General features: G+C 60.5%; 25 protein-coding genes. 14 read left to right on the top strand and 11 right to left on the bottom strand.

Going from position 1 to position 24,475, the window contains the following annotated elements:
• Positions 1–2 precede the first annotated feature (2 nt).
• Positions 3–773 carry a class I SAM-dependent methyltransferase gene (locus tag BLU11_RS17640; RefSeq protein WP_090275607.1) on the bottom strand — a complete coding sequence of 257 codons (771 nt, stop codon included), beginning with the start codon at positions 771–773 and terminating at the stop codon, positions 3–5.
• Between the two features lie 260 nt (positions 774–1,033).
• Here BLU11_RS17640 and BLU11_RS17635 point away from each other — a divergent pair, with 260 nt between their 5' ends.
• Positions 1,034–1,930, top strand: coding sequence for an alpha/beta hydrolase family protein (locus BLU11_RS17635; protein ID WP_090275604.1), 897 nt, complete (start codon positions 1,034–1,036; stop codon positions 1,928–1,930).
• Between the two features lie 10 nt (positions 1,931–1,940).
• Here BLU11_RS17635 and BLU11_RS17630 read toward each other — a convergent pair whose 3' ends face one another.
• From BLU11_RS17630 to BLU11_RS17620, 3 genes are all read right to left on the bottom strand, one after another.
• On the bottom strand, positions 1,941–4,055 hold the full coding sequence (locus BLU11_RS17630) for a sensor domain-containing protein (RefSeq protein ID WP_090275601.1): 2,115 nt from the start codon (positions 4,053–4,055) through the stop codon (positions 1,941–1,943).
• Positions 4,056–4,212: 157 nt separating this feature from the next.
• The gene (locus BLU11_RS17625) at positions 4,213–5,223 is read right to left on the bottom strand and encodes a zinc-binding alcohol dehydrogenase family protein (RefSeq protein WP_090275599.1); all 1,011 of its coding nucleotides are present in this window, start codon (positions 5,221–5,223) and stop codon (positions 4,213–4,215) included.
• A 127-nt stretch (positions 5,224–5,350) separates the two neighbouring features.
• The gene (locus tag BLU11_RS17620) at positions 5,351–6,235 is read right to left on the bottom strand and encodes an alpha/beta fold hydrolase (protein WP_090275597.1); all 885 of its coding nucleotides are present in this window, start codon (positions 6,233–6,235) and stop codon (positions 5,351–5,353) included.
• A 139-nt stretch (positions 6,236–6,374) separates the two neighbouring features.
• Here BLU11_RS17620 and BLU11_RS17615 point away from each other — a divergent pair, with 139 nt between their 5' ends.
• The gene (locus BLU11_RS17615; protein ID WP_090275595.1) at positions 6,375–6,920 is read left to right on the top strand and encodes a DUF2780 domain-containing protein; all 546 of its coding nucleotides are present in this window, start codon (positions 6,375–6,377) and stop codon (positions 6,918–6,920) included.
• Between the two features lie 98 nt (positions 6,921–7,018).
• Here the strand turns inward: BLU11_RS17615 and BLU11_RS17610 are convergent, their stop codons facing one another.
• From BLU11_RS17610 to BLU11_RS17600, 3 genes are all read right to left on the bottom strand, one after another.
• Positions 7,019–8,044: an NADP-dependent oxidoreductase gene (locus tag BLU11_RS17610; RefSeq protein WP_090275593.1), complete on the bottom strand. Its 1,026-nt coding sequence runs from the start codon at positions 8,042–8,044 to the stop codon at positions 7,019–7,021.
• 85 nt (positions 8,045–8,129) lie between these two features.
• Positions 8,130–9,248, bottom strand: coding sequence for a GGDEF domain-containing protein (locus BLU11_RS17605; protein ID WP_090275591.1), 1,119 nt, complete (start codon positions 9,246–9,248; stop codon positions 8,130–8,132).
• Positions 9,249–9,318: 70 nt separating this feature from the next.
• Positions 9,319–9,852 carry a gamma carbonic anhydrase family protein gene (locus BLU11_RS17600; protein WP_090276648.1) on the bottom strand — a complete coding sequence of 178 codons (534 nt, stop codon included), beginning with the start codon at positions 9,850–9,852 and terminating at the stop codon, positions 9,319–9,321.
• 139 nt (positions 9,853–9,991) lie between these two features.
• Here BLU11_RS17600 and prlC point away from each other — a divergent pair, with 139 nt between their 5' ends.
• Entirely contained in the window at positions 9,992–12,037 is a 2,046-nt protein-coding gene (gene prlC / locus BLU11_RS17595) for an oligopeptidase A (RefSeq protein ID WP_090275589.1), read from the top strand.
• Entirely contained in the window at positions 12,034–12,306 is a 273-nt protein-coding gene (locus tag BLU11_RS17590; protein ID WP_090275587.1) for a YheV family putative zinc ribbon protein, read from the top strand. The genes prlC and BLU11_RS17590 overlap by 4 nt, the downstream gene beginning before the upstream one ends.
• Before the next feature lie 195 nt (positions 12,307–12,501).
• Here BLU11_RS17590 and BLU11_RS17585 read toward each other — a convergent pair whose 3' ends face one another.
• Positions 12,502–13,146, bottom strand: a complete 645-nt coding sequence (locus tag BLU11_RS17585; protein WP_090275585.1) for a hypothetical protein — start codon at positions 13,144–13,146, stop codon at positions 12,502–12,504.
• Positions 13,147–13,473: 327 nt separating this feature from the next.
• Between BLU11_RS17585 and coxB the strand changes: the two genes are divergently transcribed.
• The 4 genes from coxB to BLU11_RS17565 are packed head-to-tail and all read left to right on the top strand — an operon-like array spanning position 13,474 to position 17,689.
• The gene (gene coxB, locus BLU11_RS17580; protein ID WP_090275582.1) at positions 13,474–14,598 is read left to right on the top strand and encodes a cytochrome c oxidase subunit II; all 1,125 of its coding nucleotides are present in this window, start codon (positions 13,474–13,476) and stop codon (positions 14,596–14,598) included.
• Between the two features lie 10 nt (positions 14,599–14,608).
• Positions 14,609–16,192: a cytochrome c oxidase subunit I gene (gene ctaD / locus BLU11_RS17575; RefSeq protein ID WP_090275580.1), complete on the top strand. Its 1,584-nt coding sequence runs from the start codon at positions 14,609–14,611 to the stop codon at positions 16,190–16,192.
• A 10-nt stretch (positions 16,193–16,202) separates the two neighbouring features.
• A complete protein-coding gene (locus BLU11_RS17570) occupies positions 16,203–16,763 on the top strand; it encodes a cytochrome c oxidase assembly protein (RefSeq protein WP_090275578.1) in 561 nt (186 codons plus the stop codon).
• Positions 16,764–16,792: 29 nt separating this feature from the next.
• Positions 16,793–17,689, top strand: a complete 897-nt coding sequence (locus tag BLU11_RS17565; RefSeq protein WP_090275576.1) for a cytochrome c oxidase subunit 3 — start codon at positions 16,793–16,795, stop codon at positions 17,687–17,689.
• 16 nt (positions 17,690–17,705) lie between these two features.
• On the opposite strand, the gene BLU11_RS17560 is transcribed toward BLU11_RS17565, so the two are convergent.
• Positions 17,706–17,915, bottom strand: a complete 210-nt coding sequence (locus tag BLU11_RS17560; RefSeq protein ID WP_090275574.1) for a DUF2909 domain-containing protein — start codon at positions 17,913–17,915, stop codon at positions 17,706–17,708.
• Positions 17,916–17,975: 60 nt separating this feature from the next.
• On the opposite strand from BLU11_RS17560, the gene BLU11_RS17555 reads away from it, so the two are divergent.
• From BLU11_RS17555 to BLU11_RS17535, 5 genes are all read left to right on the top strand, one after another.
• Complete coding sequence (locus tag BLU11_RS17555; protein WP_090275572.1) at positions 17,976–18,734, top strand: SURF1 family protein; 759 nt, start codon at positions 17,976–17,978, stop codon at positions 18,732–18,734.
• Positions 18,718–19,320 (top strand): hypothetical protein, encoded by a 603-nt coding sequence (locus BLU11_RS17550; protein WP_090275571.1) that lies wholly within the window; start codon positions 18,718–18,720, stop codon positions 19,318–19,320. Before BLU11_RS17555 ends, BLU11_RS17550 begins: the two co-directional genes overlap by 17 nt.
• A 5-nt stretch (positions 19,321–19,325) precedes the next feature.
• A complete protein-coding gene (locus BLU11_RS17545) occupies positions 19,326–20,360 on the top strand; it encodes a COX15/CtaA family protein (protein ID WP_407920259.1) in 1,035 nt (344 codons plus the stop codon).
• Between the two features lie 118 nt (positions 20,361–20,478).
• Entirely contained in the window at positions 20,479–21,375 is an 897-nt protein-coding gene (gene cyoE / locus BLU11_RS17540; RefSeq protein ID WP_407920218.1) for a heme o synthase, read from the top strand.
• Positions 21,366–21,998, top strand: coding sequence for an SCO family protein (locus tag BLU11_RS17535; RefSeq protein ID WP_231702231.1), 633 nt, complete (start codon positions 21,366–21,368; stop codon positions 21,996–21,998). Before cyoE ends, BLU11_RS17535 begins: the two co-directional genes overlap by 10 nt.
• 4 nt (positions 21,999–22,002) lie before the next feature.
• Here BLU11_RS17535 and BLU11_RS17530 read toward each other — a convergent pair whose 3' ends face one another.
• Positions 22,003–22,335, bottom strand: a complete 333-nt coding sequence (locus BLU11_RS17530; protein WP_090275566.1) for an ArsR/SmtB family transcription factor — start codon at positions 22,333–22,335, stop codon at positions 22,003–22,005.
• A gap of 86 nt (positions 22,336–22,421) precedes the next feature.
• On the opposite strand from BLU11_RS17530, the gene BLU11_RS17525 reads away from it, so the two are divergent.
• On the top strand, positions 22,422–23,510 hold the full coding sequence (locus BLU11_RS17525; RefSeq protein ID WP_090275565.1) for an NADH:flavin oxidoreductase/NADH oxidase: 1,089 nt from the start codon (positions 22,422–22,424) through the stop codon (positions 23,508–23,510).
• An 11-nt stretch (positions 23,511–23,521) separates the two neighbouring features.
• Here BLU11_RS17525 and BLU11_RS17520 read toward each other — a convergent pair whose 3' ends face one another.
• Positions 23,522–24,475: a homoserine kinase gene (locus tag BLU11_RS17520; RefSeq protein WP_090275563.1), complete on the bottom strand. Its 954-nt coding sequence runs from the start codon at positions 24,473–24,475 to the stop codon at positions 23,522–23,524.

Here is a 24,475-nt window from a genome sequence, read left to right as displayed (position 1 = left end):
AGCTAGTCTGCCCGCTGGTAGGCAACAGCTCCCTGCTGGCTCTCACCCACCACCACCAGTCGATCACCCCGGCAATGCATGACGATCGATTCGGGCTCATAGTCTCCTTCGTGAAGCACTACCAGTTCCAGCAAGTCGCCCCAAAGCCGAGCGCTCTCCAGCTCGGCGAGCTGACCATCTACCCAGACTTCTCCGGACAATTGCTGATAGCGTTGCTCAAGCTCAACCTGGTAATTCCTCCCTTCTGCCGTCTGCCAGTGCCAGACGCCCGCGACCCGGGCCGGTATCACCCACAGAAAGATGCTGTCGTACTTGGCGGGAATCCGCCGATCCGGCTTCCAGTCACCCATATCGAAGGTGTGGGAAACGATCCGCGTGCCGGGCCGCAATTCCTCCAGCAGGCGTGGCCGCAGCGCCAGGTTGATGTGCGGCAGTAGAAACATGGTCACTACGCTGGCTGGAGAGAAGTCCACCTCCAACAGATCATATTCAATGAAGCAGACCCGGTCATCAACGTCCATCTGTTCGGCATAGGCCTGAGCCAGCGCGACCCGACCAGAGTCTATTTCCACACCCACTGCCTGAGCGCCGTGATCCCGCGCCGCTGCCACGACAATACGTCCGTCACCGGAGCCGAGGTCAAAGAGCACGTCATCGGGCCCGACCGCAGCCAGGTCCAGCATCGCCTTGACCACGCCTTCACCGGTTGGCACAAAGGGCACATCAAGGTGCATGCCGAGCTCATCAAATTCGATCGATAAATCACTGAACAAGGGCAGGCTCCATTAATATTTCCACCATGGTACCCCAATCCTCTCGAGCTGAATGTCGTTCGGCCTCTCACTCCTGTCGGGTATCACGGCCTGGTCCGCACCCGGGCGCTGCCCCAATGCATCTCACCGTCCATGCAACACCGGTCGTCGAAGTCGGAGGATATCTGGCCGGCTTGCTCATTTGACGCTTACCCCAGGTTAGTTTAGCGTAGGGAAATCAAACGGTCGTTTGACAACCACAACAAACGGAACGACAGACAATGAATGCTGCCACCCAAACGCCTGAAATCCGGGTTTCCTGCGAGAAGATCAGCATCACCGCCAATGATGGCTACGTCCTGACTGCGTATCGTTATCGGGCTCGGGGCGAGGCCAGGGGCAATCTGCTGGTGGCCGGCGGGACCGGCGTGCCGCAACGGTTCTACCGGCGATTCGCCGAGTATGCAGCGCAGCGTGGCCTGAACGTACTGACCATCGACTACCGCGGTTCCGGCGAGTCGCAACCCGCTTCGCTGAAGGGTTTCGAGATGTCCTATCTGGACTGGTCGCAGAAGGATCTGGCGGCTGCCGTGGAGCTGCTGGGCAAAGAGGATCTGCCGCTGTACTGGGTCGGCCACTCGTTCGGCGGTCATGCCATCGGCCTGTTGCCCAATCATGACCGTCTCGCCGCATGCTACACCTTCGGCACCGGTGCCGGTTGGGCCGGCTGGATGCCGAAGGGCGAGGCGCTGAAGATCCGCCTGTTCTGGAGCGTCATTATGCCGGCAATCGTGTCCTGGAAAGGTTATATGGCATGGAGCGTACTGGGCATGGGTGACGACTTGCCGCTGGGCGTCTACCGCGACTGGAAGCGCTGGTGCGGTTTTTCTCACTATTACTTCGATGACCCGGCCATGGGCTGGGTGAAACCGCTGTACGCGGCAGTACAGACGCCCTGCGCCTTCATCACCTCGACCGATGACCCATGGGCGCCGCCACGCTCACGCGATGCCTTCGCCAAGGGCTACCGCAACGCGCCGAAGACCATCGGTGATATACAACCCGCACCCGGTAATCGACCGATCGGGCATATGGGTTACTTTCGCAGCGAATCACAGCCGTTCTGGGACGATGCGTTGAGCTGGCTGCTGGCACAGCCAGTAACCAACACGAGGTAGCCGGGCGGGTTCAAAACGGCAAGGGTTCAGGGCGGTGCAACGCAAAACCCTGACCGTAATCGGCGCCCACGGCCTGCAATATCGGAGCGAGATCCGGCCATTCCACGGATTCGGCAATGGTCTTGATATTGAAGGCGCGCGCCACCTGGATCACCGATTCGACGATCACGCTGCCCGCCGGCGGATTGCGAATGCCCTTGATGAATTCGCCATCGATCTTGAGGTACTGCACGGGCAGATGTTGCAGATAGGCAAAGGACGACATCCCGCTGCCGAAATCATCCAGTGCCACCTGAAAGCCATGGTTGACCAACTCGCCAAGCAAGTTAGCCGTCACCTCCAGACTATTGATAGCCGCTGTCTCGGTCACCTCGAAACAGACGTTACCCGGTTGCACGTCGGGGAACTGCCCCAAAGTCGAGAACACATATTCCAGGAAGCCCCGGCTGCCCAGTGTCAGACCCGAGACATTGACGAAATAGCGGGTACGCTGACGCTGCGCCGGGTCCATCTGCTGGAGGATGGAAAACGCCTTGTGGATAATGTGCCGATCCAGCTCGCCGATCAGGCCATAGCGTTCGGCGGCGGGAATGAAGGCACCGGGTGAAATCAGCTCACCCTCGGCTCCACGCAGTCGGGACAACACCTCGAAGCACGTCATGCCTTCCTCGCGGGAGGCCTCGCTGAAACATTCGAAGCGCTGACCGAATAGCACCACCCGATCCTCGCGCATGGCTTCGCGCAGGCGATCGGTCCAATCCATATCCTGTTGTCGGCGGCGGACTTCCTCGTCGCTTGGTTGGCTGACGATGACTTGGTTGCGGCCTTTTTCCTTGGCCAGGAAACATGCCGCATCCGCCAGACCCAGCCCTTCGCTGAAGGAGGCCAGGGCCTCACTGCCGAAACTGGCGACACCGGCACTGAAAGTGATCGAATAGCGTCGGCCGTTCCACATGAAACGCAGCTGCCGGATACCTTCGCAGATCTGCTGCGCTCGCTGGCGGGCGTGGTCCAGCGAACAGTTACGCAACACCATGGCGAATTCATCACCACCCAGGCGGGCAAGCACATCCTCATCCTGAGCGTGCTCGCGCAGCAGCCGTGCCACCTCGACCAGCAAGGCATCACCTGCGCGGTGGCCGCAACGGTCATTGATGATCTTGAAATGATCCAGATCCAGGTACATCAGCGCATGGGTACCACCCAGCTGTTCCAGTTCGGCCATCCGCCGGGCCACTTCGCGGCGATTGCACAAGCCGGTGAGTGCATCATGGGCCGCCTGGAAACTGACCTCCTGGGACAGCCAATGAGCCTCGGTCACATCATGCCCCTGGACGAAGATGCCGCTGATCTCGCCTTTGGCATCCAGGATCGGCTGATAGGTCAGATCGATGAAGCGTTCTTCCAGCGCGCCATCGATCACGCGCTGCAGTTCGATCGGCACCGCTCCGCCGATGAAGGGCTCGCCGGTGGTGTAAACCCGGTCCAGCTTGTCGAGAAAGCCCTGCGCCACCACTTCCGGTAACACTTCAGCGAGCACCTGGCCGATAATCTGGCGGTGGCCTATCAGTTGGTAATAGGCATCGTTGGCCAGCTCGAACACATGCTTGGGACCGCGAAGGATGCAAACGAAGCCAGGCGCCTGTTGGAACAATTGATTGAAACGCTCGCGCTCGGCCTTGAGCAGGCTGAGCAGGTCCAGCGCCAACGGACCCTCCGGGATGCCGCTGTCCGGCTGGGCCAGCTGTCCGCGCAATAGCATCAGCTCGGAGATACTGACCGGCTGGCAGAGAATCGCTGTCACCACTCCGGCGTCGTCAAGCACCGGCGTATGGCTGGTCGTCCAGTATTCATGGGAACCCTGGGCATTAGAGGACAACTGATAATCAAGCATCTGGATATGATGCGGCGCGGCGCTATTGAGCACCTGCTGAAAAGACTGCAGCAACACCTGCTGCTGACCGTCCCGACCGGGGAATATCTCCAGTACCGGATGGCCAACCATAGCCTCCCGCGGCAGACCCACTGCCTGCTCGAATGCAGCGTTGCAAGTAATAACCTGCAACGCGCGATTGAGCAGGAGCGAAGGCGCTGACGATCGTTCGAAGACTTGCTGGTAGTCCATATGCCCCCCCGATGACCGCGGGCAGGCTTCACCTGGTCATTTTTCTGGCGCTGAAAAAATGACGGATATTATCACAGGCTCCCGGGCCGGGGGAGCGCACCTTTGCCCAGGTTAAAAACCCAACAACAGTGTAGATAGCGATATGCCATGCAGCCAGTCAGAATCCTTCCAGCACTATCTTGCCGATGGTATGCCCGCCTTCAATCATTCCGTGGGCCTTGCGCAGATTGGCAGCGTTGATCTGGCCCAGATGTGCCCTGTCCATCGCACGGATGGTGCCCTCATCCAGCAGCTCGGCAATACGGTTGAGAATATCGTGCTGACGCTGCATATCGGCAGTCTGAAACATCGAGCGGGTGAACATGGATTCCCAGTGGATGGAAATACTCTTGGCCTTGAACACGCGCAGATCCAGCGGCTCGGGATCGTCGATGATGCCCAGTCGTCCCTGGGGTGCCATGACCTCGGCCAGCGCTGCCCAGACCTCGGCATTGGTGTGGGTGGAAAAAGCGAAGTCGACCAGGCCGATGTCCAGATTGAGGATCTGGGAGACCAGAGGCTTGCTGTGATCAATCACATGGTGCGCGCCCATGTCCCGCACCCACTGCGCACTTTCCGGGCGCGAGGCGCTGGCAATGACCGTGGCTCCGGCCTGGCGCGCCAGCTGGATAGCGGCTGAGGGCACGCCACCAGCACCACCCAGCACCAGCAAGATGGGCGGATTGGCCGGGGCACTCTGCGGCATACCGAGACGATCGAACAGCATCTCGAAAGCGGTGAGCATGACCAGCGGTACCGATGCCGCGGCAGCCGGATCGAGATTACGCGGCTTGCGCCCGACGATGCGCTCATCTACCAGCTGCCACTCGGCATTGGAGCCGGAGCGCTGCAGCTCACCGGCGTAGAACACCTCATCGCCGGGCTGGAACAACGTCACCTCCGGCCCCACCGCGTCAACCACCCCGGCGGCATCGTAGCCAAGCACCCGCGGCTCCTCAGCCGAGGCGCTGAATACCTGGCGGCTTTTGATATCCCTCGGATTGACCGAAACCGCCTGCACGCGCACCAGCAGATCGTGGCCAGTCGGCGTTGGCTTGGGCAGTTCAAGGTCGATCAGTGCCTGATCATTGTCAATTGGCAGTTGCTCGGTATAACCCACAGCTTTCATGTCAGTCTCCCCTCGGAATGTCCACACAGGATAGCCAGCCGTAAGCGTCAGGGCTAGCTTGCACGGGGATGAGATGATTGGAGTGGCGGACAGACGCAGAGCGTTCCTCCAGACCATGCAAGCCTGATCAGGAAGCGGCGGTCAAAAAGTTTTGCAGATACTGCATGAACACCTGCGGCTGGTGGTGGTGCAGGTTATGACCAGCATCTGCAATGCTGACCACCTGCGCCTGGGCGAAGTGTCGGATGCGACCATCATCCTGCGGGTTGGATGCCCAGCTCTCGGCGCCATACATCAACAGCACCGGGCATTCGATGGCTTGCCACAGGTCACTGGCCTCCACCGAAGCCACCTCCGCCGCCCCGAAACCACGTATCTGATGATCATATTTCCAGCGCCACTGGCCATTGTCATTGGGCTTGAGCCCACGCTTACAGACGTACTCGGCCAGCTCACGACTCAGCAGCGGATCATGTCCCATCAGCCGCTCCACCGCCGCCTCGACACTGGGATACTCGCTGGGCCCCAGCCGATCCAGCTCGCGCACCCGCTCGACCCATTCGCGCAGCTGCTCGCGGCGTGATTTCGCGTCCCGCTTGGCGCGCGCCTCGGGTGAAAACCCCAACCCCTCAATAACGCACAAACGATTGACCCGCTCCGGAAACAACGCGGTGTAATGAACGGCGATATTGCCACCCAGCGAGTGGGCCACCAGGGTCGTCGGGCGATCGCCCAGTTCAGCCACCAGCGCCGCGATATCCGGTACAAAGTCGGGAATGGCATAGGCGCCTCCCGTGCTCCAGTCGCTGTCGCCATGCCCGCGCAGATCCGGCACCACCACATGCCAGTCGGCACATAACTGTCGTGCCAGCTGGTCCCAGACCCGCGCATGCTCCAACCCCCCGTGAATCAGGATCAGCAACGGTGCATCAACATTGCCCCAGTCCAGATAGTGCAGGCGCAGCCCGCGGGAATGATAAAAACGGCTTTGCGGATTCTCAACCAATGACATCGCTACCTCCTCCCAGATATGCAGGCAGCATAAGGGCTGGACCCGGCAAAGGCACGCGATACACCGAATCGGGTACACTCATGACCGGCAACGGCGCGATACGTCGTACCGAATCATGTTACCCAATGAGAATACGACAATGATCAAACAGACCTGCGCCCTGACTTTTGCCCTGGCCCTTACGTTGACCGTCGGCGGTGCCAATGCCTTCAGCCTGGGCGATGCGGCCAAACTGACCTCTGCTGTTGCTGTACCGGGCTCCAGCGCGGCGCAGTCCGCCGAGCTGGTGAATAAACTGAGCGCACTCAACGTCAGCCCTGAACAGGCGGTCGGTGGCACCAGCGCCCTGCTCAACCTGGCCAAGAATCAGCTGCCCGGCACCGATTACAGTCAGCTGTTGAGCAGCGTACCGGCGTTAGCTGACTTGAGCAGTGGTGGCCTGGGTAGCCAAGTCGGCGCCGTCAGCGGCCTGCTGGGCAAATCCAATCCACTGGGCGGCGGCAGCGCGCAGGACAATATGCAGAGCCTCGGCGACGTGGGCAACGCCTTCTCGCGCCTGGGCATGGACGCCGGCATGATCAGCCAGTTCGCCCCCGTGCTGCTGGAGTTCATTGGCAACCAGGGTGTCGGCCAGCCACTGCTGGGCACCCTGACCAGTCTGTGGAGCGGCCAGCCGGCCAGCTGAAGGCAATTACGGGTTGGCGAGCATCTGCTCGCCGACAACGACGCCCCAGCCGCAGTGGGTCAGCAGGCGTAGCGCAGGCGCTCGACGCCCCGCTTGGTTCAATCGGCGATATGAACCAACTGCTTGCCGAAGTTCTTGCCTTTGAGCATGCCTTTGAATGCTTCCACCGCATTGTCCAGGCCTTCAGCGACTGTCTCGCGGTATTTAATATTACCGCTGGCGATCTGCTCGGCCAGCAATGTGGTGATTTCCTGGTGGCGGTCCTGCCATTCGGTAACCAGAAAGAAGCGGTGCTCCGGCTTGTTTTCACCCATGGCGCCGAACACCTGGAACGGCGTCTCGACCTTGCTGGCATCTTCGGCGTTGTAGGCTGACACGTAACCGCAGATCGGCACCCGCGAGCCCTTGTTGAGCAACTTGGCAACGGCACGGGTCACATCGCCACCGACGTTCTCGAAGTACACATCGATGCCGTCCGGGCAGGCGGCCGCCAGATCCGCTTCCAGATTGCCGGCCTTGTAATCGACGCAGGCATCAAAACCGAGTTCCTCGACGACAAAACGGCATTTCTCTTCACCACCGGCCACGCCCACTACCCGGCAACCCAACTGCTTGGCCGTCTGCCCGACCACGGTACCAACCGGCCCGGAAGCGGCCGAAACCACGACGGTTTCTCCAGCCTGCGGCTTGCCGACATAGGTCAGCCCGCAATAACCGGTGCGCCCCGGCATGCCAGCTACGCCCAGATAGGCCTGCAGCGGCACGCCGCGGGGGTCGATCTTGTAGATCATCGGCGCGTCGCCAGGCACAACGGAATATTCCTGCCAGCCGGAATAACAGGTGACCAGATCACCTTCGCTGTAGTTCGGCGATTTCGACTCGATCACCCGCCCAACGCTTTCGCCGACCATGACTTCGCCGATGCCAACCGGGTCCATATAACCCTTGGCATCGTTCATGCGCGGGCGCATATAGGGGTCGAGTGACAGCCACAGGGTCTTGATCAGGATTTCGCCATCGCGCAGTTCGCGCACGGGCTCTTCCTTCAGGAGCAGATCACCGTCGCGGATTTCCCCTTGGGGACGCTTGTTAAGTATTATTTTTCGGTTGGTGTAAGCAGACATGACAACCTCGCATGATCCGTGGGTGGAGCGGGCTCAAGCCCGATGTGTGCCTGATCATAAACCAGTGCTGAAGCAGTTCCGCCTGTTATTCACGGGAATGATCGGATGACAGCAACAGTCCTGTATGCGGCTGCAGGAGGTCGGCAGGCAGCACGTCATGGAATATCAACTGGTTGCGTCCCAGATGCTTGCCTCGATAGAGCCGCTGGTCTGCGCAGCGGTAGAGCTGCTCGGCGTCTTTTGCATCCACGGGCCATTCGGCCAGACCAAAGGTCGCCGACAGGGGTATTTCCTGTTCGCCATAACACAGCGGGGTGGTCGCTATCTGCAACCGCAGTGCTTCGATCAGCGGCCGCGCCTGGGCGCTGTCGGTACGGCGCAACAGGATGGCGAATTCCTCCCCACCGAGTCGCGCCAGCATATCGGTCTTGCGCAGGCGTGCATCAATGCAGGCACAGATGTGCCGCAGTGCCTGATCACCCGCCTCATGCCCCCAGCGGTCATTGACCTTTTTGAAGTGGTCCAGATCCAACAGCACCAATACCAGACACTCATCGCTGCGTTCGCCGAGGGCGATACTGTCATCCAGAAGTCGTTGAAAGCTGCTGCGGTTAGCCACACCAGTCAGCCCGTCGGTTTCCGCCAGCTCCCGCAATAACTGCTGGGCGGCGGCCCGCCGCGACTCATAGACGTGCACGAACAGCATGATCAACAGACCGCAGAGCAATGCATTGCCCATATCGATCACACCAGCCCCCTGCAGCTGCCCCGGATGCTTTATCAGGTAGGCGATTATGGCGACGACAGCGAAGGGTACCGTGACGATGAAACCAGCTGTCTTGCCCAGCAGCAGATAGGCCATCAGAGGAATCATGTAGACCCAGACGAAAGCCGATACGGAGGCCTCGGGCATGATGATGATGTAGATGAGAAAGCTGTAGGTGGGCAGCAGGTAGAGATAGATCCAGGGAGTCAGGTTGCGCACATGGGCGAGCCGATGGGCGCCGCCAAGCAGTAACAAACTGGCAGCGCCCTCAAGGACCGCCAGCGGCAGGTTGCCATTGACTCCCTGCAGCACCGCGAAAAAGCCGATAGTCAATCCTGTCGAGACATAGATCAGCCTCATCAGGACACGACTGTCTTCCTGTTCCAGTCCGCCGCGCCGCCCCCCTGTCGCCTGTTTTTTGACAGTATTCCCTGGCATGACCGTCTCCCTGACAAAAAATTGATTATAGGTCAGGGATCTTCGAACACCAATCAATGCTCAGGAGTTTTCATTCCTCCTGCAGATACTGATCCTTCAGGCGCACGTAATTGCCCGCCGTGTAAGTAAAGAAAGACCGCTCCTTCTCGCTAAGCGGCCGCACCTCCCGCGCCGGGCTACCCATGTACATATAACCGCTGCGCAAGGTTTTATTGGCGGGCACCAGGCTACCGGCACCCAATACCACTTCATCCTCAATGACCGCTCCGTCCATGACGATGCTGCCCATGCCGATGAGTATCCGGCTGCCTATGGTGCAGCCGTGCAGCAGCACCTTGTGACCGATGGTCACGTCGTCGCCGATGATCAGTGGATAGCCGTCCGGGTTGAAAGGGCCAGCGTGGGTGATATGCAGCACACTGCCGTCCTGCACGCTGGTGCGCGCACCGATGCGGATGCGATGCATGTCGCCGCGGATCACTGTAGCCGGCCACACCGAGCAGTCGTCGCCCAGTTCCACATCACCCAGAACCACCGCGCTGCTGTCGACCATCACGCGCTCGCCCAGTTGCGGTGTCTGGCCCGCGAATCGGCGTATATTCATCATTTGCCCCTTGAATTGGCTGGCTGTCGCCTGCATCTATAGTGGTAATTGTGTTCCGGCCTTTGCCGAGCGCCAATCACCGTCTGGTTGTTATCATGACGGTCATTGTACGAACCCACGCTATTCAGGAAACCCCATCATGTCCAATCCGCTGCTGCAATCCTATGACCTGCCCCCGTTCAGCTCAATCGAGCCGAGCCATATCAAACCGGCCATCGAGCAGGTGCTGGCGGACAGTCGGACGCAGTTGGCTGCATTGCTGGACAACCCGCCGGCGCAGTGGAGTTGGGGCACCCTGATCGAGCCGCTGGATGAGATCGGTGAACGCCTGACCCGCGCCTGGTCACCGGTCAGCCATCTGAACGCGGTGATGAACAGCGCCGAGCTGCGCGATGCCTATAACAGCTGTCTGCCGCTGCTCAGCGAGTTCTCCACCGAGATGGGTCAGAACCAGGCGCTGTATGCCGCCTATCGCCAGCTGGCCGACAGCGACGGCTTCAGCCAGCTCGACGCCGCCCAGCAGACCATCATCGAACATGCCCTGCGCGACTTCCGCCTGTCCGGTATCGCACTGCCGCCGGAGCAACAGAAGCGCTATGGCGAACTGCAGATGCGCCTGTCGGAGCTGCAAAGCCGGTTTTCCAACCAATTAATGGACGCCACGCAAGCCTGGACCAAGCATATCACCGATGCCAGCCAGCTGGACGGCCTGCCCGAGTCGGCTCTGGCCCAGGCAAAACAGGCGGCCGCGGCCCGCGAGTTGGACGGCTGGCTGATCACTCTGGAATTCCCCAGCTACTACGCGGTGATGACCTATGCCAATGACCGCGCCCTGCGCGAAGAGGTCTATACCGCCTTCTGCACCCGCGCCTCGGACCAGGGTCCGAACGCCGGCGACAATGACAACGGTCCGCTGATTGAAGAGATCCTGAAGCTGCGCCACGAGCTGGCGCAGCTGCTCGGTTATGCCAATTACGCCGAACTTTCGCTGGCCACCAAGATGGCCGACAGCACCGATCAGGTACTGGGGTTCCTGCGCGACCTCGGTCAGCGCAGCCGGCCTTTTGCCGAAGCCGATCTGCAAGCGTTGCAGGATTTCGCCGCAAGCAAGGGCTGCACCAAGCTGCAGAGTTGGGATAGCGGTTACTACGCCGAACAGCTGCGCCAGCACCGCTACGCCATTTCCCAGGAAGAACTGCGCCCCTGGTTCCCGGTGGACCGGGTGCTGCAGGGCATGTTCGGCGTAGTCGGCCGGCTGTATGGCATCGAACTGCGCGAGGTGAGCGACTTCGAGCGCTGGCATGAGGATGCCCGCCTGTTCGAAGTGCTGGAAAAGGGCGAGGTGATCGGGCGCTTCTTCCTCGATCTGTATGCGCGCAGCCACAAGCGCGGCGGTGCCTGGATGGACGGTGCCCGCGACCGTCGGCGCCTGCCTGGCGGCGAACTGCAGCGACCGATTGCCTATCTGGTATGCAATTTCACTCCAGCAGTGGGCGACCAGCCGGCGTTGCTGACCCATGATGAAGTCACCACCCTGTTCCATGAATTCGGCCACGGTCTGCACCATCTGCTGACCCGCGTCGATTACCCGTCTGCCTCCGGCATCAATGGCGTGGCCTGGGACGCGGTGGAGCTGCCCAGCCAGTTCATGGAAAACTGGTGCTGGGAACCGGAAGGTCTGGCGCTGATTTCCGGACACCATGAAACCGGCGAGCCATTGCCCCGCGATTTGCTGGACAAGATGCTGGCGGCACGCAATTTTCAGTCCGGCCTGGGCATGCTGCGCCAGATCGAGTTCTCGCTGTTCGACTTCGAGCTGCACGCCCAGGACGGCAACAGCCGCAGCGCGCGTGAGGTACTGCAAGCGGTACGCGATGAAATTTCAGTCATGCCGCCGCCGGCCTTCAACCGCTTCGAGAACGGTTTTGCGCATATTTTTGCCGGTGGCTATGCCGCGGGCTACTACAGCTACAAGTGGGCGGAAGTGCTGTCGGCCGACGCTTTCTCCCGCTTCGAGGAGGAAGGTATTTTCAACGCCGAGACCGGCCAGGCCTTCCGTGACAATATCCTGGCCCGGGGCGGTAGCCGCGAACCCATGGAACTGTTCGTCGCCTTCCGCGGCCGCGAGCCTTCGGTGGACGCGCTGTTGCGCCATAGCGGCCTGATCGGAGAGCAAGCAGCATGAGCAATCAATCGGAACCGGTAAAACGCTTCATCGCCGGGGCGGTCTGCCCGGCGTGCAGCGAGATGGACACCATCCGCATGTATCAGGTGGATGATGTGCCGCATCGTGAGTGCGTCGCCTGTGGTTACGCGGACACCCTGGATGAGCGGGGCAATTCCGTGCCCCGAGAGATACCCACGCGCGTGACCATACAACCGTCGAGCAAACCGGCGGCTACATCACATGTAGCGCAGTTCTATCCCAATCCGAAGTTGAAGAAGAAGGATTGAAGTCAGCCATTGGCAGGGATTTCACCCGGTCTCTAGCAACGCGCTGTCGCGCAGCAGACAAGACACCGTCAGTTACCTCCATCTGCAGGAGTGTCGCCGCGACGGCGCGCAGCGCGCCAGGTTTTACTGGCAGACTCCGTTCCCAGCGGTTCTGACGGTCCTCCTGCAAGTGAGTGCCTGTTCTCAACCGGCGAGTCAGGGGTTGTCTCGCCAGCTTAGCCCAACGCCAAGTTCCTCAGCCATGTTCGGCCAGCGACGCCACATATCCTGGCGGGCCTGTTCGTCGATCCCGGCCTTGTAGGCCAGAAACGCCGGGCTTTCGAACACCTCTTCCGGCAATAATCCTTTTACCGCCTCGTCCACCGCGGCGTCCAACTGATTAGCATACTCCTCGCCCAGCAACTCATATACGATCACATTGGCCTTGGTGTTGCTCATTGGGATCAACGATTCCCCACCATGGTTGACGTAGCGGTCGTTGACCTCTTCCACCAGACGATGGGCCAGATAGGCTTCGTCCAGCAGGACCAGCAAGCCCCGATCAGATTCCGGCGTAGCCGAAGGTTGCAGGAAGAAATCTTCCGCTACCTTCAATACCGGAATCAGCTGGGGCCGCATCTTTGCATGATTGGCTACCGACTGGGCGGCCTCCAATATATCCGGCACGCGCTCTATGTAGGCCTGGATGAAATTGAACAGGGTATTACCAGCCTCATCGCGCATGCGAATGGTCCGGTGCAGTTCCGGTAGCTTTCGATCAAGCCATTGGCGCAGGGCTTCGGTGCTGCCCTCATCTTCTCGAGCCGTGCGGACACGCTCGCGTAATTCAGAAATTCTCATGAATACTCCCGCTGATGGCGGGCCGGATGGCGCGCCATAAATGCTTTGGGTTGGAACCGAATTCAAGCTAGCAGAGTGCCTCCATATCGTCAAAGCGACTCGTAAGGGAGCCTGAACACATATTGATCCCTGATTGAGAACCCCTGAAAGGCGCCACGCCAAGCATCCCGGAGTGGAAATGTGCGGAACGTACCCTTGACAATTCAATGAAGATTCAGACTCAAGAGCATTGCTTTGATCGCCTTCAGGTCTATACTCGGATTCATCTGGTTACACCTTCAGGCGTCGCCAGGAGTGATAAAAACAATAAACAAGGGGAAAACCGGGATGTTGCGACAAGCACGCACCTGGCTGGGTGGCCTGTTTCTGATTGCACTCAGCGCCAATGCCAATGCCAGCTGGACCGTCAACATGACTCCGGGGGCAACGGAAGTCAGCCGTTCGGTATTCGATCTGCACATGACCATTTTCTGGATCTCGGTGGTCATCGGCGCCATCGTCTTTGGTGTCATGTTCTGGTCGATGTTCATGCACCGCCGCTCCAGGGGCGCGGTACCCGCCAAGTTTCATGAAAACCTCACCGTCGAGATTCTGTGGACGGTCATCCCGCTACTGATTCTGGTCGGCATGGCCATTCCGGCAACCAAGACCCTGATCGAAATCTACGACACTGAAGATTCTGATATCGACATCATGGTCACCGGTTATCAGTGGCGCTGGCAGTACAACTATCTGGGTGAAGACGTCAGCTTCATGAGCAATCTGGCGACCCCGCGTGACCAGATCAGCAACCAGGCCGCCAAGGGCGAGCATTACCTGCTGGAAGTCGACGAACCGATGGTGGTGCCGACCGGGCAGAAGATCCGCCTGTTGATTACCGCCAACGACGTCATCCACTCCTGGTGGGTACCGGCTCTGGCGGTGAAGAAGGACGCCATCCCCGGCTTCATCAACGAGTCCTGGACGCGGATCGATGAGCCCGGCATCTATCGTGGCCAATGCACCGAGCTGTGCGGTCGCGATCATGCCTTCATGCCCATCGTGGTGGACGCCCGCGCACCGGAAGACTATGCCGCCTGGCTGGCCGAGAAGAAGGCCGCTGCGGCCGCCGAAGCCGAGCTGACCAGCAAGGAATGGACGCTGGAAGAACTGCTGGAACGTGGCGAGCGCGTCTACACCAGCACCTGCGTAGCCTGTCACCAGGCCAACGGCGAAGGCCTGCCGCCGATGTTCCCGGCACTCAACGGCAGCGACATGGTGCTCAACGACGTCGCCGCTCACATCGATGTGGTGGTCAACGGCGTGCCCGGTACCGCCATGGCTGCCTTCGGCAAACAGCTGTCGGAAGTGGATATTGCCGCTGTGATCACTTACGAGCGCAACGCCTGGGACAACGACACCGGCGAGGTGGTCGCGCCCATCGATATCCTCAACTTCAAGAATGGCCAATAGGAGACCTGTCATGAGTGCAGTGATCGACAATCATCACGCCGACCATGTCCACGGTCCGGCCAAGGGCCCGATGCGCTGGATCCTGACCACCAACCACAAGGACATCGGCTCGATGTACCTGTGGTTCAGCTTCGCCATGTTCCTGCTCGGCGGCACCCTGGCGATGGTCATCCGTGCCGAGCTGTTTCAGCCCGGCCTGCAGCTGGTGCAGCCGGAATTCTTCAACCAGATGACCACCATGCACGGCCTGATCATGGTGTTCGGCGCGGTGATGCCGGCCTTCGTCGGCCTGGCCAACTGGATGGTGCCGCTGATGATAGGCGCGCCGGACATGGCGCTGCCGCGGATGAACAACTTCAGCTTCTGGCTGCTGCCGGCGGCCTTCGGCCTGCTGGTATCGACCCTTTTCATGGAGGGCGGCGCACCCAACTTCGGCTGGACCTTCTATGCGCCCCTGTCCACCACCTACGGCCCGGACAGCACCACCTTCTTCATCTTTGCCATCCACCTGGCGGGTATCAGCTCGATCATGGGGGCGATCAACATCATCGCCACCATTCTCAACCTGCGCGCGCCCGGCATGACTCTGATGAAGATGCCGCTGTTCGTCTGGACCTGGCTGATCACCGCCTTTCTGCTGATCGCGGTGATGCCGGTGTTGGCGGGCGTGGTGACCATGATGCTGATGGATATCCACTTCGGTACCAGCTTCTTCAATGCTGCCGGCGGCGGTGACCCGGTGCTGTTCCAGCATGTGTTCTGGTTCTTCGGTCACCCCGAGGTGTACATCATGATCCTGCCGGCGTTCGGCGCAGTGAGCATGATCATCCCGGCGTTCGCCCGCAAGCCGCTGTTCGGCTATACCTCCATGGTCTATGCCACCGGCGCGATTGCCTTCCTGTCCTTCTCGGTCTGGGCGCACCACATGTTCACCGTCGGCATCCCGCTGACCGGCGAGCTGTTCTTCATGTACGCGACCATGCTGATCGCGGTGCCCACCGGGGTGAAGGTGTTCAACTGGGCAACCACCATGTTCCGCGGCTCGCTGACCTTCGAGACGCCGATGCTGTTCGCCATCGCCTTCGTCATCCTGTTCACCATCGGCGGCTTCTCCGGGCTGATGCTGGCCATCGCGCCGGCGGACTTCCAATATCACGACACCTACTTCGTGGTGGCACATTTCCACTATGTGCTGGTGCCCGGTGCGATCTTCGGCATCTTCGCCTCGGCCTATTACTGGCTGCCGAAATGGACCGGTCACATGTATGACGAGGTGCTGGGCAAGACGCATTTCTGGATGTCCTTCATCGGCATGAATCTGGCTTTTTTCCCTATGCATTTCGTCGGTCTGGCCGGTATGCCGCGGCGCATTCCGGACTACAACATGATGTTCGCCAACTTCAACATGGTGTCATCCATCGGCGCCTTCATGTTCGGCGCAACTCAGCTATTGTTCCTGTACATCGTCATCAAGTGCGTGCGCGGCGGCAAGATAGCGCCGGCCAAACCATGGGATGGTGCTGAAGGCCTGGAGTGGACGGTGCCGTCACCGGCGCCCTATCACACCTTCACTACACCACCGGAAGTCAAATAAGGGGGTTGTCATGAGCGAGGAAGGCCTGAGCACCAGAAGTCTGATCAAACGGTTGCTGCTGTTGGTCGTCGGTATGTTCGCTTTCGGCTTTCTGCTGGTGCCGATCTACGACGTGATGTGCCAGGCCTTCGGCATCAATGGCAAAACCGCCGGTTCAGCCTGGCAAGGCCAGGAGCAGGTGGATATGCAACGCGAGGTACGGGTGCAGTTCGTGTCCAGCAATGCCGAGGGCATGCGCTGGTCGTTCGGCCCGCAGAATGATGAAGTCGTGCTGCATCCGGGCGAGGCTCGCACCGTCAACTTTCTCGCCCATAACCCCACCGACAAGGTGATGGTGGCCCAGGCCATCCCCAGCGTCGCCCCCTCCCGGGCGGCGGCGTTCCTGCACAAGACCGAATGTTTCTGCTTTACTCAGCAGGTGCTGCAACCGGGCGAAAGCATTGAAATGCCGGTGCGTTTCGTGGTCGACCCGGCACTGCCGAAGGATGTGCGACGGCTCACGCTGGCCTATACCTTGTTTGATGTGACCGAACGCATGGCGGCCAGCCTCGATCTGGCCGCAATACACTGAATCCCGGCTGCCGATAAGGAGAACAACAGATGGCAAGTCACGAAGAACATGAAGTCTATTACGTACCTGACCAGAGCAAATGGCCAATAGTCGGCTCCATCGGCCTGCTGGTTTCCGTATTCGGCGCCGGCACGCTGATGAATGGCCTGAGCAGCGGCTCGGGCGCCTCGCCGGGCCAGTATATTCTCTACGCCGGCCTGCTGATCCTGGTCTGGATGTTCTTTGGCTGGTTCGGCAACGTGATCAAGGAAAGCCGACAGGGGCTGTACAGCAGGCAGATGGATCGCTCGTTCCGCATGGGCATGACCTGGTTCATCTTTTCCGAGGTGATGTTCTTCGCCGCTTTCTTCGGGGCGCTGTTTTACGTACGTGTCCTGGCTGGCCCCTGGCTGGATGGCATCGGTGAAAAGGGCTCGAGCAGCATGCTCTGGCCGGAATTCAATTTTTCCTGGCCGCTGGTCAACAACCCCGACCCTGGCACCTTCCCCGGCCCCACTGAAACCATCAGTCCCTGGCAGCTGCCACTGATCAACACCCTGCTGCTGATCACCTCCAGTGTCACTCTGACCCTGGCTCATCATGCGCTGCGCGCCGACAAACGCAAGGCCCTGAAGAACTGGCTGTTGCTGACGGTGGTGCTCGGCGTGGTCTTTCTTGGCTTGCAGCTGGCCGAGTACGTCCATGCCTATAACGATCTGGGTCTGACCCTGAGTTCCGGCATCTATGGCTCGACCTTCTTCATGCTCACCGGCTTCCATGGCTTTCACGTGACCATGGGCGCGATCATCCTCACAGTGATGCTGGTCCGCGTGCACAAGGGCCATTTCACCCCGGACAATCACTTCGGCTTCGAGGCTGCCAGCTGGTATTGGCACTTCGTCGATGTGGTCTGGGTGGCGCTGTTCATCTTCGTCTACGTGCTCTGAACAGCCTGCTCCGTGGTCAGTGCAGCCACGGAGCGCCCCAATGTAGTTGCCCGGACCAAAGCCCCCAGGCTATCAGCAGTATCAACACCACGGTCAAGCTGATACGCAGGGTCAGGGCATTGACCAGGCTGCTGCCGGACTCGGCGTTACGCAGGAACAACGCGCCACTGAACAGGCTGATGATAATGGCAGCCAGCAGTACCAGAATGATGATTTTCAACCACATAATGACGGTCCATGTTCAACAGAATGTTCTGCAGTATAGACCGCATAAGGAAGCCGGCGAATGACCAGAAGCCAGTCTGACGCGATACCGCTCAGCAGCCGCTTCGCACCCGGCTGGCCACTCTGGGTATTCACCCTGGCGCTGTTGCCGATACTGATCAGTCTCGGATTCTGGCAGCTGGAGCGCGCCGACGAAAAACGCGAACTGCAGGCGCGGATTGATCAGCAGCGCAGCACGCAGGCTATCCCTCCCAGCGAAATCGATCCCACCCTCAACCTCGCCTGGCGCCCCTTGGTACTGACCGGACAGTGGGATGCGCAGCACCTGTGGTTGCTGGACAATCGCACCCGCGATGGCAGGCCGGGCGTCGAGGTATTGCAGGTCTTTCACGATAGCGCCAGCGATCTGCGGCTGCTGGTCAATCGCGGCTGGCTGCCCTGGCCGGATCGCCGCCAACTTCCGCCGGTGCCGACCCCGCAGGGCACCATCCAACTGCAGATCGAAGTTCTCCCCGAACAGGATCCGGGTTTCACTCTGCATAGCGCCACGACCGTCGGCTGGCCGAAACTGGTCGGCAGCATCGACCTGCCCGCCTTTACCGAACAGGCTGATATACCACTGCAGCCATGGATGGCTCGCCTGCAGCCGGGCAGTCACGGCGCCTTTAGGCTCGATTGGCCGGGACTGCCAATGAGCGCAAGTAAACACACCGGTTACGCCGTACAGTGGTTCGCTCTGGCGGCCGCTTTGTTGATATTGTTTATCTGGGCTGGTTTGCGGCCCGAACCCCGGGGGAACAACAATGAGCAGCACCACTGACAACACACCGAATACCCTCAAGCCACGGGGTCAGCTCAAGTTGCTGGCCATTGCCGGGGTGGTAATCGGCCCGATTTTCGTCGCCTGGCTGATGGCAACCTGGCAGATCGGTATTCCGCAGACCCAGACCAACAACTCATCTCTGGTCGAACCGGAGTTGACCGTACAGGATTGGCAACTGGCGCTGGAACCGGTCGGCTACGGCGCCCCCTGGCGTCTGCTGGTCACAGCGCCGGGGGAATGCATGGACGCCTGTCTGGCATTGGTGCATGAAGCCCGCCAGATCGACGTTGCCACCGGCCGCGAAGCGGATCGTGTGGAGCACGTATTGGCTACCGGCCAGCCGGCCTCCGATGAGCTCATGCGTCGTCTGAGCAACGATTATCCTCAGTTGCAGCAATTGCCGCTGGTGCCAGCCGCCTATCAGGACAGTCTCAGCGTGCATCCGGATATCTGGCAGCAGGGGCCGCAACTCTGGGTCATTGATCCGCTGGGTCGGGTGGTGCTGCACCGCGATCCGGCCAATCCCGGCAAGAATCTGCTGGATGATCTGCGGCACCTTCTGAAAGTTTCCAAGGTAGGTTGATGAGTATGCGCAAACCCGGTTTTATTTTTGCTGTCGGTGCCCTGCTGCTGGGCTTTGTGGTGGTCATTCTGGGCGCCTATACCCGTCTGGTGCATGCCGGGCTGGGTTGCCCCGACTGGCCTGGCTGTTATGGTTTCCTAAGTGTGCCGCGCAGCGACGGCGCTCTGGAACTGGCGCAGCTGCGCTTTCCGGACGATCCGGTGGAAGCGTTCAAGGCCTGGGCCGAGATGATCCACCGCTACGCCGCCGGTCTGCTGGGGCTGACCATTCTCGGACTGGCCCTGTTTGCCCTCAAGCAGCGCGGGCGTGACGGCTATCCACTGAAACTGCCGCTGGGCCTGCTGGCGCTGGTTATCTGTCAGGCACTGTTCGGTATGTGGACAGTCACCCTGAAGCTCTGGCCACAAATCGTTACTGCCCATCTGCTCGGCGGTTTCGCCACTCTCAGTCTGCTGTTTCTGCTCAGCCTGCGCCTGTCCGGACGTTTCCCGGCAGATATCGGCCTCAACGCACTGCGGCCGCTGGCCCGCGCCGTGCTGGTGGTGGTGATCCTGCAGATCACCCTGGGCGGCTGGACCAGCAGTAACTACGCAGCAGTGGCTTGCGTCGACTTGCCGACCTGCCACGGCGAATGGTGGCCGAAGATGGACTTTGTCGCCGGCTTCAATATTTTCCAGGAAATCGGCCCCAATTATCTGGGCGGCATGCTCTATGGCGAGGGCCGCACGGCGATCCATTTCACCCACCGGGTGGGGGCGATGATCACCCTGCTCGTTACCTTGCTGCTAGCCTGGCGACTGTACCGCGCCGGCCTGACGGCGACTGCGGTCTGGCTGACGCTGGTACTGCTGACCCAGGTGGCTCTGGGCATCACCAATGTGCTGGCGCATCTGCCGCTGGCGGTGGCAGTGGCGCATAACGCCGTGGGCGCGCTGTTGCTGTTGAGCCTGGTGTTGGTGAACTATCAGCTGCGCCCGGTGGTCATCTCTCTGAACAGACGTAGGCGTTCCGGGGATGTGGGGCAGTGGACACCGGCCTGAGGGGCCGAGGTAATTGCGATCGACCCGCCAGCCACTGGCCGGCTGGCAGGTTCTGACACATACTGGGGCAGACCTATAACAACAAGCGCCCAAGGCGCGGGGGAACAGCATGACGACCATGAGCAGAACCGCACGGGCCGTTGCCGGCTGGCGCGACTACCTTGAGCTGACCAAGCCCAAGGTCGTCGCCTTGATGATCATCACTTCAGCCATCGGTATGCTGCTGTCGACCCCGGGGGCGGTGTCCTGGTCGGTGTTGCTGCTGGGCAACCTCGGCATCGCCCTGTGCGCCGGTTCGGCCGCGGCGATCAACCATGTGGTGGACCGGCGCATCGACCTGCATATGGCCCGAACCCAGCGCCGCCCGCTGGCGCAGGGACGCGTCAATCCCGTACATGCATTGCTCTTCGCGTTGACACTGGGTGTCGCCGGTATGGCCATACTGCTGCTCTGGATCAATGCGCTGACCGCCTGGCTGACCCTCGGCTCGCTGCTTGGTTACGCGGTGATCTACACCTCTTTCCTCAAACGTGCGACCCCGCAGAATATCGTCATCGGCGGGCTGGCCGGCGCCGCGCCGCCGCTGCTGGGCTGGACCGCCGTGACCGGTCAGATTGATGCCGAAGCGCTGTTGCTGGTGCTGATCATCTTCGCCTGGACGCCGCCGCACTTCTGGGCGCTGGCCATTCACCGCAAGGCCGAATACGCCAAGGTGGATATTCCCATGCTGCCGGTTACCCATGGCGAGCAGTACACCAAACTGCATATCCTGCTGTATTCCTTCATCCTGCTGGCCGCCAGCCTGCTGCCCTATGTCATTCACATGAGCGGGACGCTGTATCTGGTGGTGGCATTGGGTCTGGGTCTGCGCTTTATCGACTGGGCCTGGGCGCTGTACCGCGACAGCCGCAAACATGCGGCGATCAAGACGTTCAAGTTTTCACTGTGGTACCTGCTGTGGCTGTTCGTCGCCCTGCTGGTGGATCACTATGCAGGAGTAGCAGGATGGCTCTGACTGGAGTGCAGAAAACCGTTCTGATCACGGTGGCGGTCATCGCCCTGGTCATCGGTGCTGTCGTCAACAAGGTGATGCGACCAGCCGCGCTGGGTCGCGACCTGCTATCGCAGAATGGGCTCTTTCTGTTTGATGCCCCGCGTTCGATACCCGAGGTGACACTGCAGTCGGCAGCGGGCGGTGACTGGACCCAGGATACTCTGCAGGGTCAGTGGGATCTGCTGTTCTTCGGTTATACCTTCTGCCCGGACATCTGCCCCACGACTATGGCCGAACTGCGCCAGCTGGTGACCAGCCTGCCGCCGGAGCAGGCTGACAACCTGCGCGTCACCATGATCAGTGTTGACCCGGCACGCGATACGCCGGAGCAGATGAGTCAGTATCTGGACTTCTTCAATGCCGGGTTTCACGGCGCCACCGGCGAGCCAGAGCAACTGGCCCGCCTGGCACAGGCGCTGTCCGTAGCCTATATCGAGCCGGATACCAGTGAGCCGGACTATCTGGTCGATCATAGCGGGCAAGTGGTGATGGTCGATCCCGAAGGCCGTTACGTCGGCTTCATCCGTCCTCCGCTGAAACCTGAGCAGTTGGCCCAATGGCTGCCCAGGGTGATGGCAGAGTAAAGCCTCAGCCTTGCCCCTCGATATTGACGGTCTGCACCGCGATATTCCCCAGAACCGCCTCCAGCAAACCGGGGAAGCGGTTGTCCATCTCCTGACGCCGCAGCGAATTGATATGGGTGGTGCCCACGCCGTAGGTGCACACCAGGCCCGCGTCACGCAGCACCCGAAAATGATGCGACATGCTCGATTTGGGGCGCCCGCCATCCAGCTCGCCGCAACTGGCCTCGGCTACCTGCGCCAGGCATTGCACTATCTCCAGGCGTACCGGGTCGCTGAGAGCGTGTAATACACGCTCCAGCACAAAGTCGCTGACGGCTGGGTGTTTGAAAGGTCTCATGGCTTGGAGTCTACATAATGATTTGTTTTTGATCTATTGTTCGATTATTATCGAACAATCGTTTTACCCACCCCACAGGAAAACCCATGTCCGCGCTCTTCCAACCCTTTACGCTCAAGGACGTCACTCTGCGCAACCGGATTGCCATACCACCCATGTGTCAGTACAGCGCCGTTGATGGCCTGGTGAATGACTGGCACCTGCAGAACTACGCCGGTATGGCCCGCGGCGGTGCCGGTCTGGTTATCGTCGAGGCCACCGCAGTAGCACCGGAAGGCCGCATCACCCCGGACTGTGCAGGTATCTGGAGTGATGAGCTGGCTCAGGCGTTCATTCCCACGGTGCAGGCCATCAAGAAGCACGGCTCGGTGCCGGGCATCCAGATCGCCCACGCCGGCCGCAAGGCCAGCGCGCACAATCCCTGGGAAGGCGACGACCATATTGCCAACGATGCCCCGCGCGGCTGGCAGACCATCGCGCCCTCGGCGCTGGCCTTCGGCAAGAACCTCCCCAAGCAACCGCGTGAAATGACGCTGGAAGATATCGCCCGGGTGCGCGACGATTTCGTTGCCGCTGCCAAGCGGGCCCTCGACGTCGGCTTCGAGTGGTTGGAGCTGCATTTCGCTCACGGCTATCTGGCGCAGAGCTTCTTCTCCGAGCACTCCAACCAGCGTACCGACGCCTACGGTGGCAACTACGAAAACCGCAGCCGCTTCCTGCGTGAAACCTTTGCTGCCGTTCGTGAAGTGTGGCCGGCGCATCTGCCGTTAACCATGCGCTTCGGTGTGTTGGAGTTCGATGGCAAGGATGAGCAGACCCTGAACGAATCCATCGACCTGACCCGCCGACTGAAAGACGCCGGGCTGGATATGATCAGTGTCAGCATCGGTTTCAATACGCCCGAAGCGCAGATTCCCTGGGCACCGGCGTTCATGGGACCGATTGCCGAGCGTGTACGTCGTGAAGTGGGCATCCCGGTGTCCTCTGCCTGGGGCTTCGGCGAGCCGCATATCGCGGAAAAGGCGGTACAGGATGGCCAGCTGGATCTGGTTATGGTCGGCAAGGCGCATCTGGCCAACCCGCACTGGGCCTATTACGCCGCACGGGAGCTGAAGATCGACAAAGCCTCCTGGACCCTGCCGGCACCTTATGCGCACTGGCTGGAGCGGTACTGATCAGCTGACTGCTACAGCGCCAGCGGCAAGCCCACTCCGACATCCCGATGCCATTCCAGCAGCCGCTGAAAATGCATCGGGTCCTTGATCAGCACGCCGCTCTGCTCGGCATGCTGATCCGCCGCCAACTCCCGTGACAACCAGAAGCGCAGCGCGGCGAGACGCAGCAGGTCGGGCCAGTGCTCTGCTTCCAGCGGGGTAAAGCGACGCTGGCTGGCGTAGCCGGCCAGCAGGGACTCGGCCCGCCGTGCGTCCAGCCCACCCGTTTCAGCCAGACACCAGTCGTTGACGCAAATGGCGACGTCGTACAGCGTCCAGCCATTGAAGGCGTTGTAGAAGTCGATGACACCCGTCAGGTGATGGCCGTCGAACAATACATTGTCACGGAACAGGTCGCCATGCAGCACGGCTTCGGGCAGCTCCGGGCGTTCTCGCTGCAATCGTTCCAATACAGCAAGCATCGACTGCAACAATTGCCTGGCCGAGGGTTCACTGCGCTCCAACAGCGCCTGGGTCTCTGCGGTCATCCACTCAAGCCCCCGGTCGCTGCGCCGCTGCAGACTGCTGTCGGTTGTGGCGTTGTGCAGTCCAGCCAGCGTCTGCCCGACGGCATGGCAGTGACTGGCGTCGGAAATACCGACATGCCGGCCAGACAACCGCGGCTGCAGCAGCGCCGGGCGCTGGTTGAGCTCATGCAGCGCCCGTGCCTGACGGTTGCGAATGGCATAAGGCACCGGCAACCCTGCTCCATGCAGACAATCAAGCAGCTCGACAAAAAACGGCAGCTCGGCAATCGGGCCACGCTCGATCAGGGTCAGCACATACTCACCGTGCTCGGTGGCGACAAAGAAATTGCTGTTCTCCGTGCCACCGACAATACCGCTGTAGTCGATCAACCTGCCAACATCGAAGCCACTGAGAAAGTCCGCCAACTGCGCCCGTTCAACCGGAGTGAATACCGACAT

Origin of the sequence: Halopseudomonas litoralis (assembly GCF_900105005.1) — a bacterium.
Taxonomy (GTDB): domain Bacteria; phylum Pseudomonadota; class Gammaproteobacteria; order Pseudomonadales; family Pseudomonadaceae; genus Halopseudomonas; species Halopseudomonas litoralis.
This window is presented reverse-complemented; position numbering and strand designations above follow the sequence as displayed.